Source organism: Streptomyces sp. NPDC048659, from assembly GCF_040650575.1.
Classification (GTDB): domain Bacteria; phylum Actinomycetota; class Actinomycetes; order Streptomycetales; family Streptomycetaceae; genus Streptomyces.
On the sequence record NZ_JBEZHM010000036.1, the window covers coordinates 37,037 to 51,039 of the forward strand.

Sequence of the window (14,003 nt, forward strand, 5' to 3'; positions counted from 1 at the left end):
GGCTTTCGGGTGTACGGGCGGCGGCGCCTCAGGGGGCCCCGGCGGGGGCGTAGACGGCCTCGATCCCGGCGACGATCAGGCGCAGGCCCTCCTCGAAGCCGTTGTCGTAGTCGGCGAAGAGCTCCGGTCCGGCCGCCGCCGCGAGCGGGTAGCCGGCGAGCCGCTCCGCGCGCGCCTCCAGGTCGAAGCCCTCCCGGCGCTCGCCGGGCACCGGCTCGGTGCCCTGCTCCTCGGTGACGAACCCAAGGGTGTACATGTACGCCGTGGTGCTGGCCCGGACGGCCTGGTGCAGCGAGAAGCCCGCGTCGACGAGCGAGCCCAGCTGGAGCTCCATGTCGGCGGCGAAGTCGGTGCCGGTGAAGCGGGCGCCGCTGTAGACCTTGGCGCCGTCGCGGTAGCGCAGCAGCCCGGCCCGCAGGCCCCGGTTGGCCGCGAGGATCCGCTCCTGCCAGGTGAGCTCTCCGGCCGGGCGTGAAGCGGGGTCCTCGACCATCCGCCGGTACATCACGGTCGCCATCTCGTCGAGCAGCGCCTGCTTGTTCTTGAAGTGCCAGTAGAGCGCGGGTGCCTGGACGTTCAGCTCCTGGGCGATCGCGCGCAGCGTCAGCCCGTCGAGGCCCCGTTCGTTCAGCAGGCTCAGCGCGGTCTCCGCGACCGATGCGGGGTCGAGCCGGGTCGTCTTCTTCGTCGCCACCCGGTCACGGTATCCCCTTGACACCTTAACGCCGTTAAGGGGATCCTCTGATCAGCGGAACTTAACGCCGTTAAGGATTCCGGGAGTGGAGGCAGCGCATGGAGACCACCGAGGTCGTCGAGACGGACGTCGTCATCGCCGGGGCGGGACCCACCGGTCTTGTGCTCGCCGTCGACCTGGCCAGACAGGGCGTGCGGGCCCTGCTCCTGGAGAAGGCGGACCGGCTCTTCCCCGGTTCGCGCGGCAAGGGGATCCAGCCCCGCAGCCTGGAGGTGCTCGACGACCTCGGGGCCCTGCCCGGGATCCTGGCCGCGGGCGCGCCCTATCCCCTGATGCGCGCCTGGGAGGGCGCCGAGCGGCAGGGCGAGTGGGACATGATGGCCCGCTCCGAGCCGACCGAGCGGGTGCCGTACGCGAACACCCTGCTCGTCCCGCAGTCCCGCACCCAGGAGGTGCTGTACGGACGCCTCCGCGAGCTCGGCGGCGAGGTGGCGTTCGGCACCGCGCTCACCGCCTTCCGCCAGGACGAGGACGGGGTCGAGGCCGAGCTCTCCACCGGCGGGCGGGTGCGGGCCCGCTATCTCGTGGCGGCCGACGGCGGACGCTCGACGGTGCGGCGGGCACTCGGCATCGGCATGACGGGCGAGACCGTGGACCCTCGGCCGATGCTGGTCGCGGACCTCCGGCTCGCCCCGGGCACGCTCGCGGACCGGGACCACTGGCATGTGTGGCCGAAGGCGCCGGGCGGGGCCGTGGCCCTGTGCCCGCTGCCGGGAGGCGAGCAGTTCCAGCTCACCGCCGCCTTCGAGGACGAGGAAGACACCGTGGGCACCGGCCCCGAGGCGGTGCGCGCGCTTCTCGCCGACCGCACGCCGCTGCGGGCGGCGGACGTCCTGGAGGTGCTGTGGGCCTCCGGCTTCCGCGCCCGCGCGGCGATGGCGGACCGCTTCCGCGACGGCCGGGTGTTCCTGGCGGGCGACGCGGCCCATGTGCACTCCCCGGCGGGCGGGCAGGGCCTCAACACGGGCATCCAGGACGCGTACAACCTGGGCTGGAAGCTGGGCCGGGTGCTGCGGCGCGGCGCCCCGGCGGCGCTGCTGGACTCCTACGAGGCCGAGCGGCTGCCCGTCGCCGCCGGTGTCCTCGGCATCAGCACGCGCCTGCACCGGGCGGGCTCCGGCGGCGGCGCGGGCACCCGGCGCGGTGCGGAGGTCCAGCAGCTCGCCCTGGGCTACCGGGACTCCCCGCTCACCGCGGAGACCCGGACCGGGCTCCCCAAGGGCGCCCTGCGCGCGGGCGACCGCGCCCCCGACGGCCGGTACGGCGCCGGGCGGCTCTTCGACGTGTTCCGGGGCCCGCACCCGACCCTGCTCGCCGTCGGAATGCCGCTGCCCGCCCTGCCGTACGGCACGGTGCGCACGGCCGAGCTGCCCGCCTACGAGGCGTACGGGACGGGCCTCTTCCTCATCCGCCCCGACGGGTACGTGGGCTGGGCCGGGGCGGACGCGGGCGGCCTCGGCCGCTATCTCGCCGCCCTCGGCACGGCCCCGGCCGAAGCGGCGGTCTAGACGGTGCCGTCCGTGGCCTCGGGCTCGTCCTCGCTGCCGGGCACGTACCGCAGGACGCCCCACATGGAGCGCTCGTCGGGAAGGTCGCCCGGCCCGTCCTGCTCGCAGCCGGCGAGCTCCTTGCGCAGGGCGGCGGCGTCGACGCCGGTGCCGATCAGGACCAGCTGGGTCAGCCGCTCCTCGCCCTCGGGCCAGGGCTCGGGAAGGAAGCGCAGGAAGCGGCCGACGGCATGGACGCCGTAGCGGTTGGCCGGGTCGGCGCCGCCGAAGTCGACGAAGCCCTTGAGCCGGTAGAGGCCCTCGGGGCGCCCGTCCAGGAAGGCCATCAGCCGGCGCGGGTGCAGTGGGGTCGCCGTGCTCAGGGAGACCGTGTCGTAGGCCGCGTGCGGGTGCGCGTGCCCGGTGTCCTCGGCCCCGTCGGGGCTGTCGGGGCCGTAGAGGAAGTCCTCGATGGACATCTGGCCCTCGATCTCGCCCTCCGGCACGACCCGGTCGAAGAGCAGCTCGGGGTCGATCCGCCCGTGCGACGCCTCGATCACGGCCGCCCTCGGGGCGAGCGCGGTCACCGTCTCGCGCACGGCCCGCAGCTCCTCGGCCGCGACCCGGTCGGCCTTGTTGACGACGACCAGGTCGGCGACGGAGAGATGCCGGTCGGTCTCCGGGTGCCGGGCGCGCGTGGCGGCGAACTCGGCGGTGTCGAGCACCTCGACCAGCCCGCCGTAGACGATCCGCTCGTTCTCGCTGGCGAGCAGCATGCGGACCAGTTCCTGCGGCTCCGCGAGGCCGCTGGCCTCGATCACGATCACGTCGAGGCGGACCTCGGGCCGGGTGAGCACCTCCAGGTAGGTGTCGAGCTCGCTCGCGTCCACCGCGCAGCACAGGCAGCCGTTGCCCAGCGAGACGGTCGAGCCGACCTGCCCGGCGACGGTCATGGCGTCGATGCCGATGTCGCCGAAGTCGTTGACCATGACCCCGATCCGCGTCCCGCGCGCGCTGCGCAGCAGATGGTTGAGCAGGGTGGTCTTCCCCGCCCCGAGAAACCCGGCCAGGACGACGACGGGGATCCGCTGGCTGGTCAAGGGTGCTGTCCTCCGGGACTTCGGCGCCCGCGCGGGTCGGCTGAGCCCGCGCGCGAAGCCCCCAGGATAGGCAGGCCGCCGCCGGGATCCGGGGAGCGGCATTTCCGGTCGGCGCCCCCGTCCCCGTACCGTTTCCGCCATGAGCCCCGCAGCCCCCACCTCCGCGCGGCCCCCCGTCCGCCGCCGCAGGTTCGGGTGGCCCCGGCGGATGTTCTCGCAGGTCCTGCTGATGCAGCTGGCCATCGCCGCCGGTGTCACCGTGCTGGCCACCGGCCTCTTCCTGGCCCCGCTGAGCGCCCAGCTGGACGACCAGGCCATGCGCAGGGCCCTCGCGATCGCGCAGACCACGGCCTCCCCGGACGTCGCCGCCGACCTGCGGGCGACCAAGCCCACCGCGCGGGGCCCGGTGCAGGCGGAGGCGGAGCGGATCCGGCGGACCACGGGCGCCGAGTACGTGGTGGTGATGGACACCCACGGGATCCGCTGGTCCCACACCGACCCCGGCCAGATCGGCCGGGTCGTCTCCACCGACCCCAGCGAGGTCCTGGCCGGCCACCACGTCATGGAGATCGACAGCGGCACCCTGGGGCGCTCCGCACGTGGCAAGGCGCCGCTGCGGGACACCAAGGGGGAGATCGTGGGCGCGGTGTCCGTCGGCATCGAGTACGACAGCGTCCGCGACCGCCTGGTCGCGGCGATCCCCGGCATCCTGAAGTACGCGGGCGGCGCCCTGGCGGCCGGGGCGCTGGCCGCGTACCTGATCTCGCGCAGACTTCAGCGGCAGACGCACGACCTGGCCTTCTCCGACATCACGGCGCTGCTGGCCGAGCGCGAGGCGATGCTGCACGGCATCCGGGAGGGTGTGGTGGCGCTCGACCGGACGGGCAGGATCCGGCTGATGAACGACGAGGCCCAGCGGCTGCTCGGGCTGGGCCCCGAGGCGACCGGGCGCCCTCTGGACGAGGTGCTGGGCTCCGGGCGGACGGCGGACGTGCTCGCTGGGCGCGCGACGGGCGAGGACCTCGTGACGGTGCGCGGCAGCCGGGTGCTGATCGCCAACCGGATGCCCACCCACGACGGCGGCGCCGTCGCCACCCTGCGCGACCGCACCGAGCTGGAGCGGCTGGGCCGCGAGCTCGACTCGACGCGCGGCCTCATCGACGCCCTGCGCGCCCAGGACCACGAGCACGCCAACCGGATGCACACCCTGCTGGGGCTGCTGGAGCTGGAGATGTACGAGGAGGCGGCCGATTTCGTCAACGAGGTGGTCGGGGTGCACCGCACCACCGCCGAGCAGGTCACCGAGAAGGTCCGCGACCCGCTGCTCGCCGCGCTGCTCGTCGGCAAGGCGACCGTCGCCGCCGAGCGGGGCGTGTCGCTCCGCATCGCCGCCGGCTCGCTCCTCCCGGACCGCCTGGTCGATCCGCGCGAGCTGGTCACGGTCGTCGGCAACCTGGTCGACAACGCCCTGGACGCCGTCGCCGGCACCGCCGACGCGCGCGTGGAGGTCGATCTGCGCGCGGAGGGCCGCACGGTGGTCCTGCGGGTCGCCGACAGCGGTCCCGGCGTTCCGGCCGAGCGGCGCGAGCTGATCTTCACCGAGGGCTGGACCACCAAGGAGCTCCCGGCGCACGGCAAGCGCGGGCTCGGGCTCGCCCTGGTGCGCCGGCTCGCGGAGCGCCGGGGCGGCGCCGCCCGGGTCGGCACGGGCGCGGACGGGGGCGCGGAGTTCACCGTCGTCCTGCCGGACGCGCTGGGCGAGGCGGTGCCCGCGCTGCCCGCGCCCGCCGGGGAGCCGAGCGGGGAGGCCCGGTGATCGGCGTCCTGGTCGTCGACGACGACACCCGCGTGGCGAAGATCAACGCCGCGTACGTGGCCAAGGTGCCCGGCTTCCAGGTGGTCGCGGTCGCGCATTCGGCGGCCGAGGCCCTGGCCCGGCTCGCCGACGCCGAGCCCCCGGTGGACCTGGTGCTGCTGGACCACTACCTGCCCGACGGCAACGGCCTCGCGGTGGTCCGGGAGCTGCGGGCGCGCGGCCAGCAGAGCGACGTGATCATGGTGACCGCCGCGCGGGACGTGGCGACGGTCCAGGCGGCGATGCGGCACGGGGCCCTGCAGTACCTGGTCAAGCCGTTCAGCTTCGCCGGGCTGCGGGCCAAGCTGGAGGCGTACGCGGTGCTGCGGCGGGCCCTGGAGGGCGGCGGGGAGGCGGAGCAGGCCGAGGTGGACCGGTTCTTCGCCGCGCTCTCGGCGGGCGCGGTCGCCCCCGAACTCCCCAAGGGCCACTCGCCCACGACGGCGGAGCTGGTGCGGCAGGTGCTGCTCGCCGCCGAGGGCGCCCTGTCGACGCAGGAGATCGCCGAGCGGGCCGGGGTGAGCCGGCAGACCGCCCAGCGCTATCTCAAGCTGCTGGAGCGGACGGGCCGCGTCCGCCTCTCCCTGAAGTACGGCGAGACGGGCCGCCCCGAGCACCGCTACGAGTGGACGACCTCGGCGGCCCGCTGAGCCGCGCGGAGCCGGCCTGAGGGCCCCGGGCCCACGCGGCGTGCCGGGACGGGCCCCGCCCGCCCCCGAGGGCTCTCACACCGCCCCCGCCCCGGTGAGCGCCCGTACCTCCGTCTCGGCGTGCCGGGCCTCGTCCGGCGGCTCGTGCGAGGTGACCGTGCCGAACCAGCCCGCGAGGAACCCGAGCGGGATGGAGATCACACCCGGGTTCTGGAGCGGGAAGAGCTGGAAGTCGACACCGGGGAAGAGGGATTCCGGACTACCGGAGACGACCGGGGAGACCAGCACCAGCAGCACGGCGGGGATCAGGCCCCCGTACACCGACCAGACCGCGCCCCGGGTGGTGAAGCGGCGCCAGAACAGCGAGTACAGCAGCACCGGCAGGTTCGCGGAGGCCGCGACGGCGAAGGCGAGGCCGACGAGGAAGGCCACGTTGAGGTCGCGGGCGAGCAGCCCGAGGCCGATGGCCGCGACCCCGATCCCGGCGGCGGCGCAGCGCGCGACGGTCACCTCGCTGTACTCCCTGGCGCCCCGGCGGCGCAGCGAGGCGTAGAGGTCGTGGGCGACGGACGCCGAGGAGGCGAGGGTGATGCCCGCGACGACGGCGAGGATCGTGGCGAAGGCGACGGCGGCGACGACCGCGAAGAGGACGGTGCCGCCGGTGGATCCCGCGCCGCCGCCGAGGTCGAGGGCGAGCAGGGGTACGGCGGTGTTGCCGGCGCTGTTGGAGGCGCGGACGGCATCGGGGCCGACGAGGGCGGCGGCGCCGAAGCCGAGGACGATCGTCATCAGGTAGAAGCAGCCGATGAGCCCGATCGACCACACGACGGACCGCCGCGCGGCCCGCGCGGTGGGGACGGTGTAGAAGCGGGACAGGATGTGCGGGAGTCCCGCGGTGCCGAGCACCAGGGCGAGCCCGAGGCTGACGAAGTCGAGGCGGGCGGTCCAGTCGCCGCCGTAGCGCAGCCCGGGGGCCAGGAAAGCCCGTCCGTGGCCGCTGCGGTCGGCCGCGGCGGTGAGCAGCCGGCCGAAGTCGCCGTGGAAGTGGAGCAGGACGAGCACGGTCAGGGTGATCGTTCCGGCCATCAGGAGCACGGCCTTGACGATCTGGATCCAGGTGGTGGCGCGCATGCCGCCGAGCGACACGTACACGACCATCAGCGCGCCGACGCCGATCACGGTCCAGGCGCGGGCGGCTTCGCTGGTGCCGCCCAGGAGGAGGGCGACGAGGCTTCCGGCGCCGACCATCTGGGCCACGAGGTAGAGCACGGAGACGGTGACGGAGGAGGTTCCGGCGGCGATCCGCACGGGGCGCTCGGCCATCCGGGAGGCGACGACGTCGGCGAGGGTGAACCGGCCGCAGTTGCGGACCAGTTCGGCGACGAGGAGGAGGACGACCAGCCAGGCCACGAGGAAGCCGACGGAGTAGAGCATCCCGTCGTAGCCGAAGAGGGCGATCAGTCCGGAGATGCCGAGGAAGGAGGCGGCCGACATGTAGTCGCCCGCGATGGCGAAGCCGTTCTCCATGGGCGAGAAGAGCCGCCCACCGGCGTAGAACTCCTCGGCGGAGCCCTGCCGTTTCCGGCCGACCCAGGTGGTGATCCCGAGGGTGACGGCGATGAAGAGGCTGAAAAGCACCAGGGACAGGGTCTGGTGGTGCGCGGTCATCGGCGCGCCCCCCGGGTCATCTCCTGGGTGTCCCAGCGCAGTTCCAGCGCCGCGCGGTCGCGGCGCAGCCGGGCGTGCCGGGCGTACGCCCAGGTCAGCAGGAAGGTGGTGGCGAACTGGCCGAGTCCGGCGAGCATCGCCACGTTCACCGCGCCGACGACCGGCCGGGCCATCAGGCCGGGGGCGGTGGTCGCGGCGACGACGTAGGCGAGGTACCAGAGGATGAACGCGGCGGAGGCCGGGAAGACGAAGCGGCGGTAGCGGCGTCGCACCTCCTGGAAGGCGGGGCTGCGCTGGACCTCCAGATAGATCTCGGCCGCGCTGTGCGCCCGTTGCCCGGGGAGGCCGCCGAGCGCTCCCGTGGCGGGCGCTCCGACCGTGTCGTGCTCGCCCCGGCCGGCGGCCGGTGTGTCGTACCAGGGGTCGTCGATCCGCACCGCGGCGGGCTCGCGCCCCTCCTGCTTCTCCACCGGTGAACTCTCCTTGTCAGCGAACCGTTTCGGCCGCGTGCCAAGGATGGACAGAGCGGGAAGATCTCGGACTCTTCTCCCGCGCTCTTCACCCCATTAGGTGACGGATCCCCCGATGCGCCTGACCGGTCCGTCCGATAGGCATATCGGACGGACCGGCCGGTGGTGCCCGGGCGGGCGTCAGGCGTCGATGCGCGAGCGGTCGAGGGTCGCCGCGGAGCTCGTGATGAACTCCTTGCGGGGAGCCACGTCGTTGCCCATGAGGAGGTCGAAGACCTGCTCGGCCGAGTCCAGGTCGCCGATGTTGATCCGGCGCAGGGTGCGGTGGCGGGGGTCCATCGTGGTCTCCGCCAGCTGGTCCGCGTCCATCTCGCCGAGGCCCTTGTAGCGCTGGATGGAGTCCTTGTAGCGGACGTTCTTGCGCTGGAACTCCAGGAGCGTCTGGCGCAGCTCGCCGTCCGAGTACGTGTAGACGTACTTGTCCTGGCCCTTCTTCGGCTGGATCAGCTCGATGCGGTGCAGCGGCGGCACGGCGGCGAAGACCCGGCCGGCCTCGACCATGGGACGCATGTAGCGCTGGAAGAGGGTCAGCAGCAGGCAGCGGATGTGCGCGCCGTCGACGTCGGCGTCGACCAGGAGGACGATCTTGCCGTAGCGGGCGGCGTCGATGTCGAAGGTGCGGCCCGAGCCCGCCCCTATGACCTGGATGATCGCCCCGCACTCGGCGTTCTTGAGCATGTCCGAGACGGAGGACTTCTGGACGTTGAGGATCTTGCCCCGGATCGGGAGCAGCGCCTGGAACTCGCTGTTCCGCGCCAGCTTGGCGGTGCCGAGGGCGGAGTCACCCTCGACGATGAAGAGCTCGCTGCGCTCGACGTCGTCGCTGCGGCAGTCGGCCAGCTTGGCGGGCAGCGAGGAGGTCTCCAGCGCGGTCTTGCGGCGCTGGGCCTCCTTGTGCTGGCGGGCCGCGATCCGGGTACGGGCGGCGGCGACGGCCTTCTCCAGCACCGCGCGGGCCTGGGCCTTGGCGTCGCGCCGGGTGGAGGTCAGGAACGCCTTGAGCTCCTTGGCGACCACGTTGGCGACGATCCGGCGGGCCGCGGAGGTGCCGAGGACCTCCTTGGTCTGGCCCTCGAACTGCGGCTCGGCGAGGCGGACGGTGACGACCGCGGTGATGCCCTCCAGGGCGTCGTCCTTGACGATGTCGTCCTCGGCGACGCGCAGCAGCTTGGCGGAGCGCAGCACCTCGTTCACCGTCTTGGTGATCGCCTGCTCGAAACCGGAGAGGTGGGTGCCGCCCTTGGGGGTGGCGATGATGTTGACGAAGGACTTGATCGTCGTGTCGTAGCCGGTGCCCCAGCGCAGGGCGACGTCGACGCCCAGCTCGCGGGTGACCTCGGTGGGGGTCATGTGGCCGCGGTCGTCGAGGACCGGGACGGTCTCCTTGAAGGTGCCCTGGCCGGTGAGGCGCAGCACATCGCAGACGGCCTTGTCCTGGGCGAGGAACTCGCAGAACTCGCTGATGCCGCCGTCGAAGCGGAACGTCTCCTCGCTCTTGCCCACGCCCTCCAGGTCGCGCTCGTCGCGGACGACGAGGGTGAGGCCGGGCACGAGGAAGGCGGTCTGCCGGGCGCGCTGGTGCAGCGTCTCCAGGGAGAGCTTGGCGTCCTTGAGGAAGATCTGGCGGTCGGCCCAGTAGCGGATACGGGTGCCGGTGCGGGTCTTGGGGACGCGCTTGCCCTTGATCAGCCCGCCGGACGGGTCGAAGGGGCTGTCGGGGCCCTGCTCGGTGAACATGCCGGGGACGCCGCGGCGGAAGCTGACGGCGTGCGTGGCGCCGTTGCGGTCGACCTCGACGTCGAGCCGCGCGGAGAGGGCGTTCACCACGGAGGCGCCGACGCCGTGCAGACCGCCGGAGGCGGCGTACGAGCCGCCGCCGAACTTTCCGCCGGCGTGCAGCTTGGTCATGACGACCTCGACGCCGGAGAGCCCGGTCTTGGGCTCGATGTCGACGGGGATGCCGCGCCCGTTGTCCCGGACCTCGACGGAGCCGTCCTCGTGGAGGATGACGTCGATGTGGTCGCAGTAGCCGCCGAGGGCCTCGTCGACGGAGTTGTCGATGATCTCCCAGAGGCAGTGCATCAGGCCACGGCTGTCGGTGGACCCGATGTACATGCCGGGTCGCTTGCGAACGGCTTCGAGCCCCTCCAGGACGAGCAGGTGCCGCGCGGTGTAGTTGGAACCGTCACGGTCTGCGGTCAGCAGCGCACTGGACGGCACGGACGTCTCGGCGGTCACGCGGTTCGCTCCTCGCTGAATTTGAAATCTGGCCCGGTGGGGTAGGGCCCGGCCTCGGTCACCGGTCAGAGGGTACCGATGCCTGGTAGAGCCGTTGTAACGCCACCCACCTGATTCCTCATGCTAGTCCAGGGTCGCATGGATGTTCGATCCCTCGATGGGGTGACGCGAACATCACGTTCCCTTCCAGGCATGAACCATTTAGGGTTCGGGCACGTCCTCATGAACAACCGGCAACCCGCCGGGAGGATGCGACCACACACAGCAATGCGAAACCCGTAGAGCGAAGCAATACGGCTCATTCGCCGCCAACCGGCAGCAGACAGCCACCTTGGGAAGAAGTTTCGAGGAAAAGCCACGAGCGGGAACGTTTTCGGCCTGGTTGGATGTTGACCCTGGTACGACAGCTCGTCGAGCTAGAGAAGAGGCGACGTGACTACTGTTCTGACCCCCGCGAGCCCCCTGACGGCCGCTGACCGCTGCGACCGCTGCGGCGCCCAGGCATACCTGCGTGTCGTGCTGACGAGCGGCGGTGACTTGCTCTTCTGCGCCCACCACGGACGCAAGTTCGAGCCGGAACTCAAGAAGATCGCCGCAGAGATACAGGACGAGACGGACCGGCTCACCGACGTGCCGGCCCGCACGATGGGCGACGAGCACTGACGCTTCTCATCCACGACGAGCGTGGCGCCGGTTCCTGACGACCGGCCGACGGGCGGCCATCCCCGAGGCACAAGGGGGGTGGCCGCCCGTTCTCATGCCCTCAGAGGCGCTGCGGCAGCACCGCCGGGACCCGGGTGTAGACCCCGGGGTTCTCCGCCTGGCCGCAGCCGCTCCCCCAGGACACCAGGCCGATGAGCCGGCCCTGGGCCACCAGCGGCCCGCCGCTGTCCCCCTGGCAGGCGTCCCTGCCCCCCTGCGGGTCCCCCGCGCACAGCATCGTGTCGCCGCGGTACGCGACACCCGCACCGCCCGGGTACGCCCGCTCGCAGGCCGCGTCCGGGAGCACCTGGACCCGCGCCGAGCGCAGCGACATCGCGTAGGAGCCGTTCCCGGTCGTGTCGCCCCAGCCGTACACGTCGGCGGGGGTCCCCGGGCCGAGCGCGGAGTCGCCCGGAGCCGCCACCGCGATCACGTACGAGGCGGGCAGCGCCCGCTCCAGGGTGAGCACGCCGATGTCGCCCGAGTTGGTCCGCGGGTCGTAGTCCGGGTTCACCCAGGTCCCGGCGACCCGGACCTCCTGTCCGCCCTGGCCGCGCAGCGAGGTGCGGCCGGCGATGACCTTGAAGTCGCGCACTTGCCACGGCTCGCCGCCGAGGGCCTCCCGGCCCAGGCAGTGGGCCGCCGTGAGCACCTTGGTCGGCGCGACGACCACCCCGCCGCAGAACTGCCCCGCGCGCGTACCCCCGAACCGGTCACGGCTGGAGAGCGCCACGACCCAGGGCGCGTCGGTGATCCTGGCCGGCTGACCGCCGACCACGACGCTGTCCGCGGCGGCGGGCGCCGCCGTGGCGAGGGGCGGCGCCGCCGCCGCGATCAGGCCCAGGGCACCCGTCAGCGCTCGGGCGATGGAACGACGCATGAAGTCTCCTGACTCTCCGGTGATGTCGGTTCACCCAGAGTCGTCCACACCCGCCTTCGCCGCACGCGCGGACGGCGAAGGGCCCGGCCCCCTTCCGGGGGAACCGGGCCCTTCGTACGCCGATGCCGTGGATCAGTCGAGGTAGTCGCGCAGCACCTGCGAACGCGACGGGTGACGCAGCTTCGACATGGTCTTGGACTCGATCTGGCGGATGCGCTCGCGCGTCACGCCGTAGACCTTGCCGATCTCGTCCAGCGTCTTCGGCTGCCCGTCGGTGAGACCGAAGCGCATCGAGACGACACCGGCCTCACGCTCGGAGAGCGTGTCGAGGACGGAGTGCAGCTGCTCCTGGAGGAGCGTGAAGCTGACCGCGTCGGCCGGGACGACGGCCTCGGAGTCCTCGATGAGGTCACCGAACTCGCTGTCACCGTCCTCACCGAGCGGGGTGTGCAGCGAGATGGGCTCGCGGCCGTACTTCTGGACCTCGATGACCTTCTCCGGGGTCATGTCGAGTTCCTTGGCCAGCTCCTCCGGGGTGGGCTCGCGGCCCAGGTCCTGGAGCATCTGGCGCTGCACGCGGGCGAGCTTGTTGATGACCTCGACCATGTGCACCGGGATACGGATGGTGCGGGCCTGGTCGGCCATGGCGCGGGTGATCGCCTGCCGGATCCACCAGGTGGCGTACGTGGAGAACTTGTAGCCCTTGGTGTAGTCGAACTTCTCGACCGCGCGGATCAGACCGAGGTTGCCCTCCTGGATCAGGTCCAGGAAGAGCATGCCGCGGCCGGTGTAGCGCTTGGCCAGGGAGACCACCAGACGGAGGTTGGCCTCCAGGAGGTGGTTCTTGGCGCGGCGGCCGTCCTCGGCGATGATCTCCAGCTCGCGCTTGAGCTTGGGAGCGAGCTTGTCGGAGTTGGCCAGCTTGTCCTCGGCGAACAGACCGGCCTCGATGCGCTTGGCGAGCTCGACCTCCTGCTCGGCGTTGAGCAGCGGGACCTTGCCGATCTGCTTCAGGTAGTCCTTGACCGGGTCCGCGGTGGCACCGGCGACGGCCACCTGCTGCGCGGGCGCGTCGTCCTCGTCCTCGTCGGACAGGACGAAGCCCTTGCTCTCGCCCTCGGTCTCTTCCTCGTCCTTGCCGGGCGCGACGTCCTCGAGCAGCTCCTCGCCCTCGAGCAGCTCTTCGTCGTCCTTCTTGGACGTCTTCTTGGCGGCCGTCTTCTTGGCGACGGCCTTCTTGGCCACCGTCTTCTTGGCGACGGTCTTCTTGGCGGCGGCCTTCTTCGCGGGCGCGCCCGCCTCGTCGGACGGGTCCGCGCCCTCGGCCGTCGCGGCCGCGGAGGCGGCGACGGTCTTCGTCACGGTCGTCGTCCTGGCGGTGACGGTCTTGGTGGCGGTGCGCTTGGCCGGGCTCTTCGCAGCGACGCTCTTGCGGGCGCGCTTCGGCGACTCCGCTGCACTGACCATCAGCGTCACACCCTCTTCCTCGAGGATCTGATTGAGGCTGCGCAGAACATTCTTCCACTGGGTTGGCGGAATCTGGTCAGCCTCGAAGGCCCGACGCACGTCATCGCCGGCGATCTGCCCATCAGCCTTTCCCCGCTCGATGAGCGCCATCACAGACTCGGACTCGGCGATCTCCGGCGGGAGCGTACGGGATGTGCTGGCCGACACGAACAACCTCTCGGAACGATGGAAAACGGCTTCCGGCCCCGCCCTGGATCAGGCTGGAGCCGACGACCGTCGGCCGGGAATGTGCCGACGGCGCGGGCTGGACCGGGGAACTGCACAGCGCCCTCAGCGGCTGCTGTATTCCTTCCTCGGCTGTCACCTCTTAGGTCATCGCGCGGCTTCGAGGAGTGTTACGCCCAATCCACGTGGCCCGAGTCACACCCCATTCACGCCCATTATTGAACGAAAGGGTCGGAAGGTGACGCGATCAGCTCGATCGGCTGCTTCTTCGTGATCACCATGACTCGGCGCGATCGACCCGTTCGGCGCGATCCGCCCGCCCGCGCCTACGGGCCGCCGGACCCGGGCGCGGCCGGGGACCGCCGTCCGCTCCCGGGCTCCGCTCGGGTCCGGCGGCGCCCGGCGGGGCCTTCCACCGCGCCCCGGCCGCGGCGGCGCGCGCGGGCG

The 14,003-nt window shown here is 72.3% G+C and carries 11 protein-coding genes; 4 read left to right on the forward strand and 7 right to left on the reverse strand.

Annotated features, from left to right (window positions below):
• Positions 1–28: 28 nt before the first annotated feature.
• Complete coding sequence (locus AB0C99_RS25170) at positions 29–694, reverse strand: TetR/AcrR family transcriptional regulator C-terminal domain-containing protein (protein ID WP_362479101.1); 666 nt, start codon at positions 692–694, stop codon at positions 29–31.
• A 98-nt stretch (positions 695–792) separates the two neighbouring features.
• Between AB0C99_RS25170 and AB0C99_RS25175 the strand changes: the two genes are divergently transcribed.
• The gene (locus AB0C99_RS25175; protein ID WP_362479104.1) at positions 793–2,262 is read left to right on the forward strand and encodes an FAD-dependent monooxygenase; all 1,470 of its coding nucleotides are present in this window, start codon (positions 793–795) and stop codon (positions 2,260–2,262) included.
• Here AB0C99_RS25175 and AB0C99_RS25180 read toward each other — a convergent pair.
• Positions 2,259–3,341, reverse strand: coding sequence for a GTP-binding protein (locus AB0C99_RS25180; RefSeq protein WP_362479107.1), 1,083 nt, complete (start codon positions 3,339–3,341; stop codon positions 2,259–2,261). The two genes, AB0C99_RS25175 and AB0C99_RS25180, sit on opposite strands and share 4 nt — an antisense overlap.
• Before the next feature lie 139 nt (positions 3,342–3,480).
• On the opposite strand from AB0C99_RS25180, the gene AB0C99_RS25185 reads away from it, so the two are divergent.
• Together AB0C99_RS25185 and AB0C99_RS25190 are read left to right on the forward strand one after the other, a co-directional pair.
• On the forward strand, positions 3,481–5,157 hold the full coding sequence (locus AB0C99_RS25185; RefSeq protein ID WP_362479110.1) for a sensor histidine kinase: 1,677 nt from the start codon (positions 3,481–3,483) through the stop codon (positions 5,155–5,157).
• Complete coding sequence (locus AB0C99_RS25190) at positions 5,154–5,846, forward strand: response regulator (RefSeq protein ID WP_362479112.1); 693 nt, start codon at positions 5,154–5,156, stop codon at positions 5,844–5,846. The genes AB0C99_RS25185 and AB0C99_RS25190 overlap by 4 nt, the downstream gene beginning before the upstream one ends.
• Before the next feature lie 75 nt (positions 5,847–5,921).
• Here AB0C99_RS25190 and AB0C99_RS25195 read toward each other — a convergent pair whose 3' ends face one another.
• The 3 genes from AB0C99_RS25195 to AB0C99_RS25205 all read right to left on the reverse strand — a co-directional run bounded on the left by AB0C99_RS25195 (position 5,922) and on the right by AB0C99_RS25205 (position 10,282).
• On the reverse strand, positions 5,922–7,514 hold the full coding sequence (locus tag AB0C99_RS25195; RefSeq protein WP_362479115.1) for a cation acetate symporter: 1,593 nt from the start codon (positions 7,512–7,514) through the stop codon (positions 5,922–5,924).
• Complete coding sequence (locus tag AB0C99_RS25200) at positions 7,511–7,984, reverse strand: DUF485 domain-containing protein (protein WP_362479118.1); 474 nt, start codon at positions 7,982–7,984, stop codon at positions 7,511–7,513. Before AB0C99_RS25200 ends, AB0C99_RS25195 begins: the two co-directional genes overlap by 4 nt.
• Before the next feature lie 180 nt (positions 7,985–8,164).
• Positions 8,165–10,282, reverse strand: a complete 2,118-nt coding sequence (locus AB0C99_RS25205) for a DNA topoisomerase IV subunit B (RefSeq protein WP_362479120.1) — start codon at positions 10,280–10,282, stop codon at positions 8,165–8,167.
• Between the two features lie 432 nt (positions 10,283–10,714).
• Between AB0C99_RS25205 and AB0C99_RS25210 the strand changes: the two genes are divergently transcribed.
• Positions 10,715–10,945, forward strand: a complete 231-nt coding sequence (locus AB0C99_RS25210; protein WP_046910811.1) for a hypothetical protein — start codon at positions 10,715–10,717, stop codon at positions 10,943–10,945.
• Between the two features lie 100 nt (positions 10,946–11,045).
• Here the strand turns inward: AB0C99_RS25210 and AB0C99_RS25215 are convergent, their stop codons facing one another.
• Positions 11,046–11,864, reverse strand: a complete 819-nt coding sequence (locus tag AB0C99_RS25215; RefSeq protein WP_362479123.1) for a serine protease — start codon at positions 11,862–11,864, stop codon at positions 11,046–11,048.
• A gap of 132 nt (positions 11,865–11,996) precedes the next feature.
• Positions 11,997–13,538 (reverse strand): RNA polymerase sigma factor, encoded by a 1,542-nt coding sequence (locus tag AB0C99_RS25220; protein WP_362479126.1) that lies wholly within the window; start codon positions 13,536–13,538, stop codon positions 11,997–11,999.
• Positions 13,539–14,003: the final 465 nt, after the last annotated feature.

Coding starts and splice junctions, on each gene's coding strand:
- AB0C99_RS25185 (WP_362479110.1), top strand. CDS start 3,481: ATGAGCCCCGCAGCCCCCACCTCCGCGCGGCCCCCCGTCCGCCGCCGC.
- AB0C99_RS25195 (WP_362479115.1), bottom strand. CDS start 7,514: ATGACCGCGCACCACCAGACCCTGTCCCTGGTGCTTTTCAGCCTCTTC.
- AB0C99_RS25215 (WP_362479123.1), bottom strand. CDS start 11,864: ATGCGTCGTTCCATCGCCCGAGCGCTGACGGGTGCCCTGGGCCTGATC.
- AB0C99_RS25175 (WP_362479104.1), top strand. CDS start 793: ATGGAGACCACCGAGGTCGTCGAGACGGACGTCGTCATCGCCGGGGCG.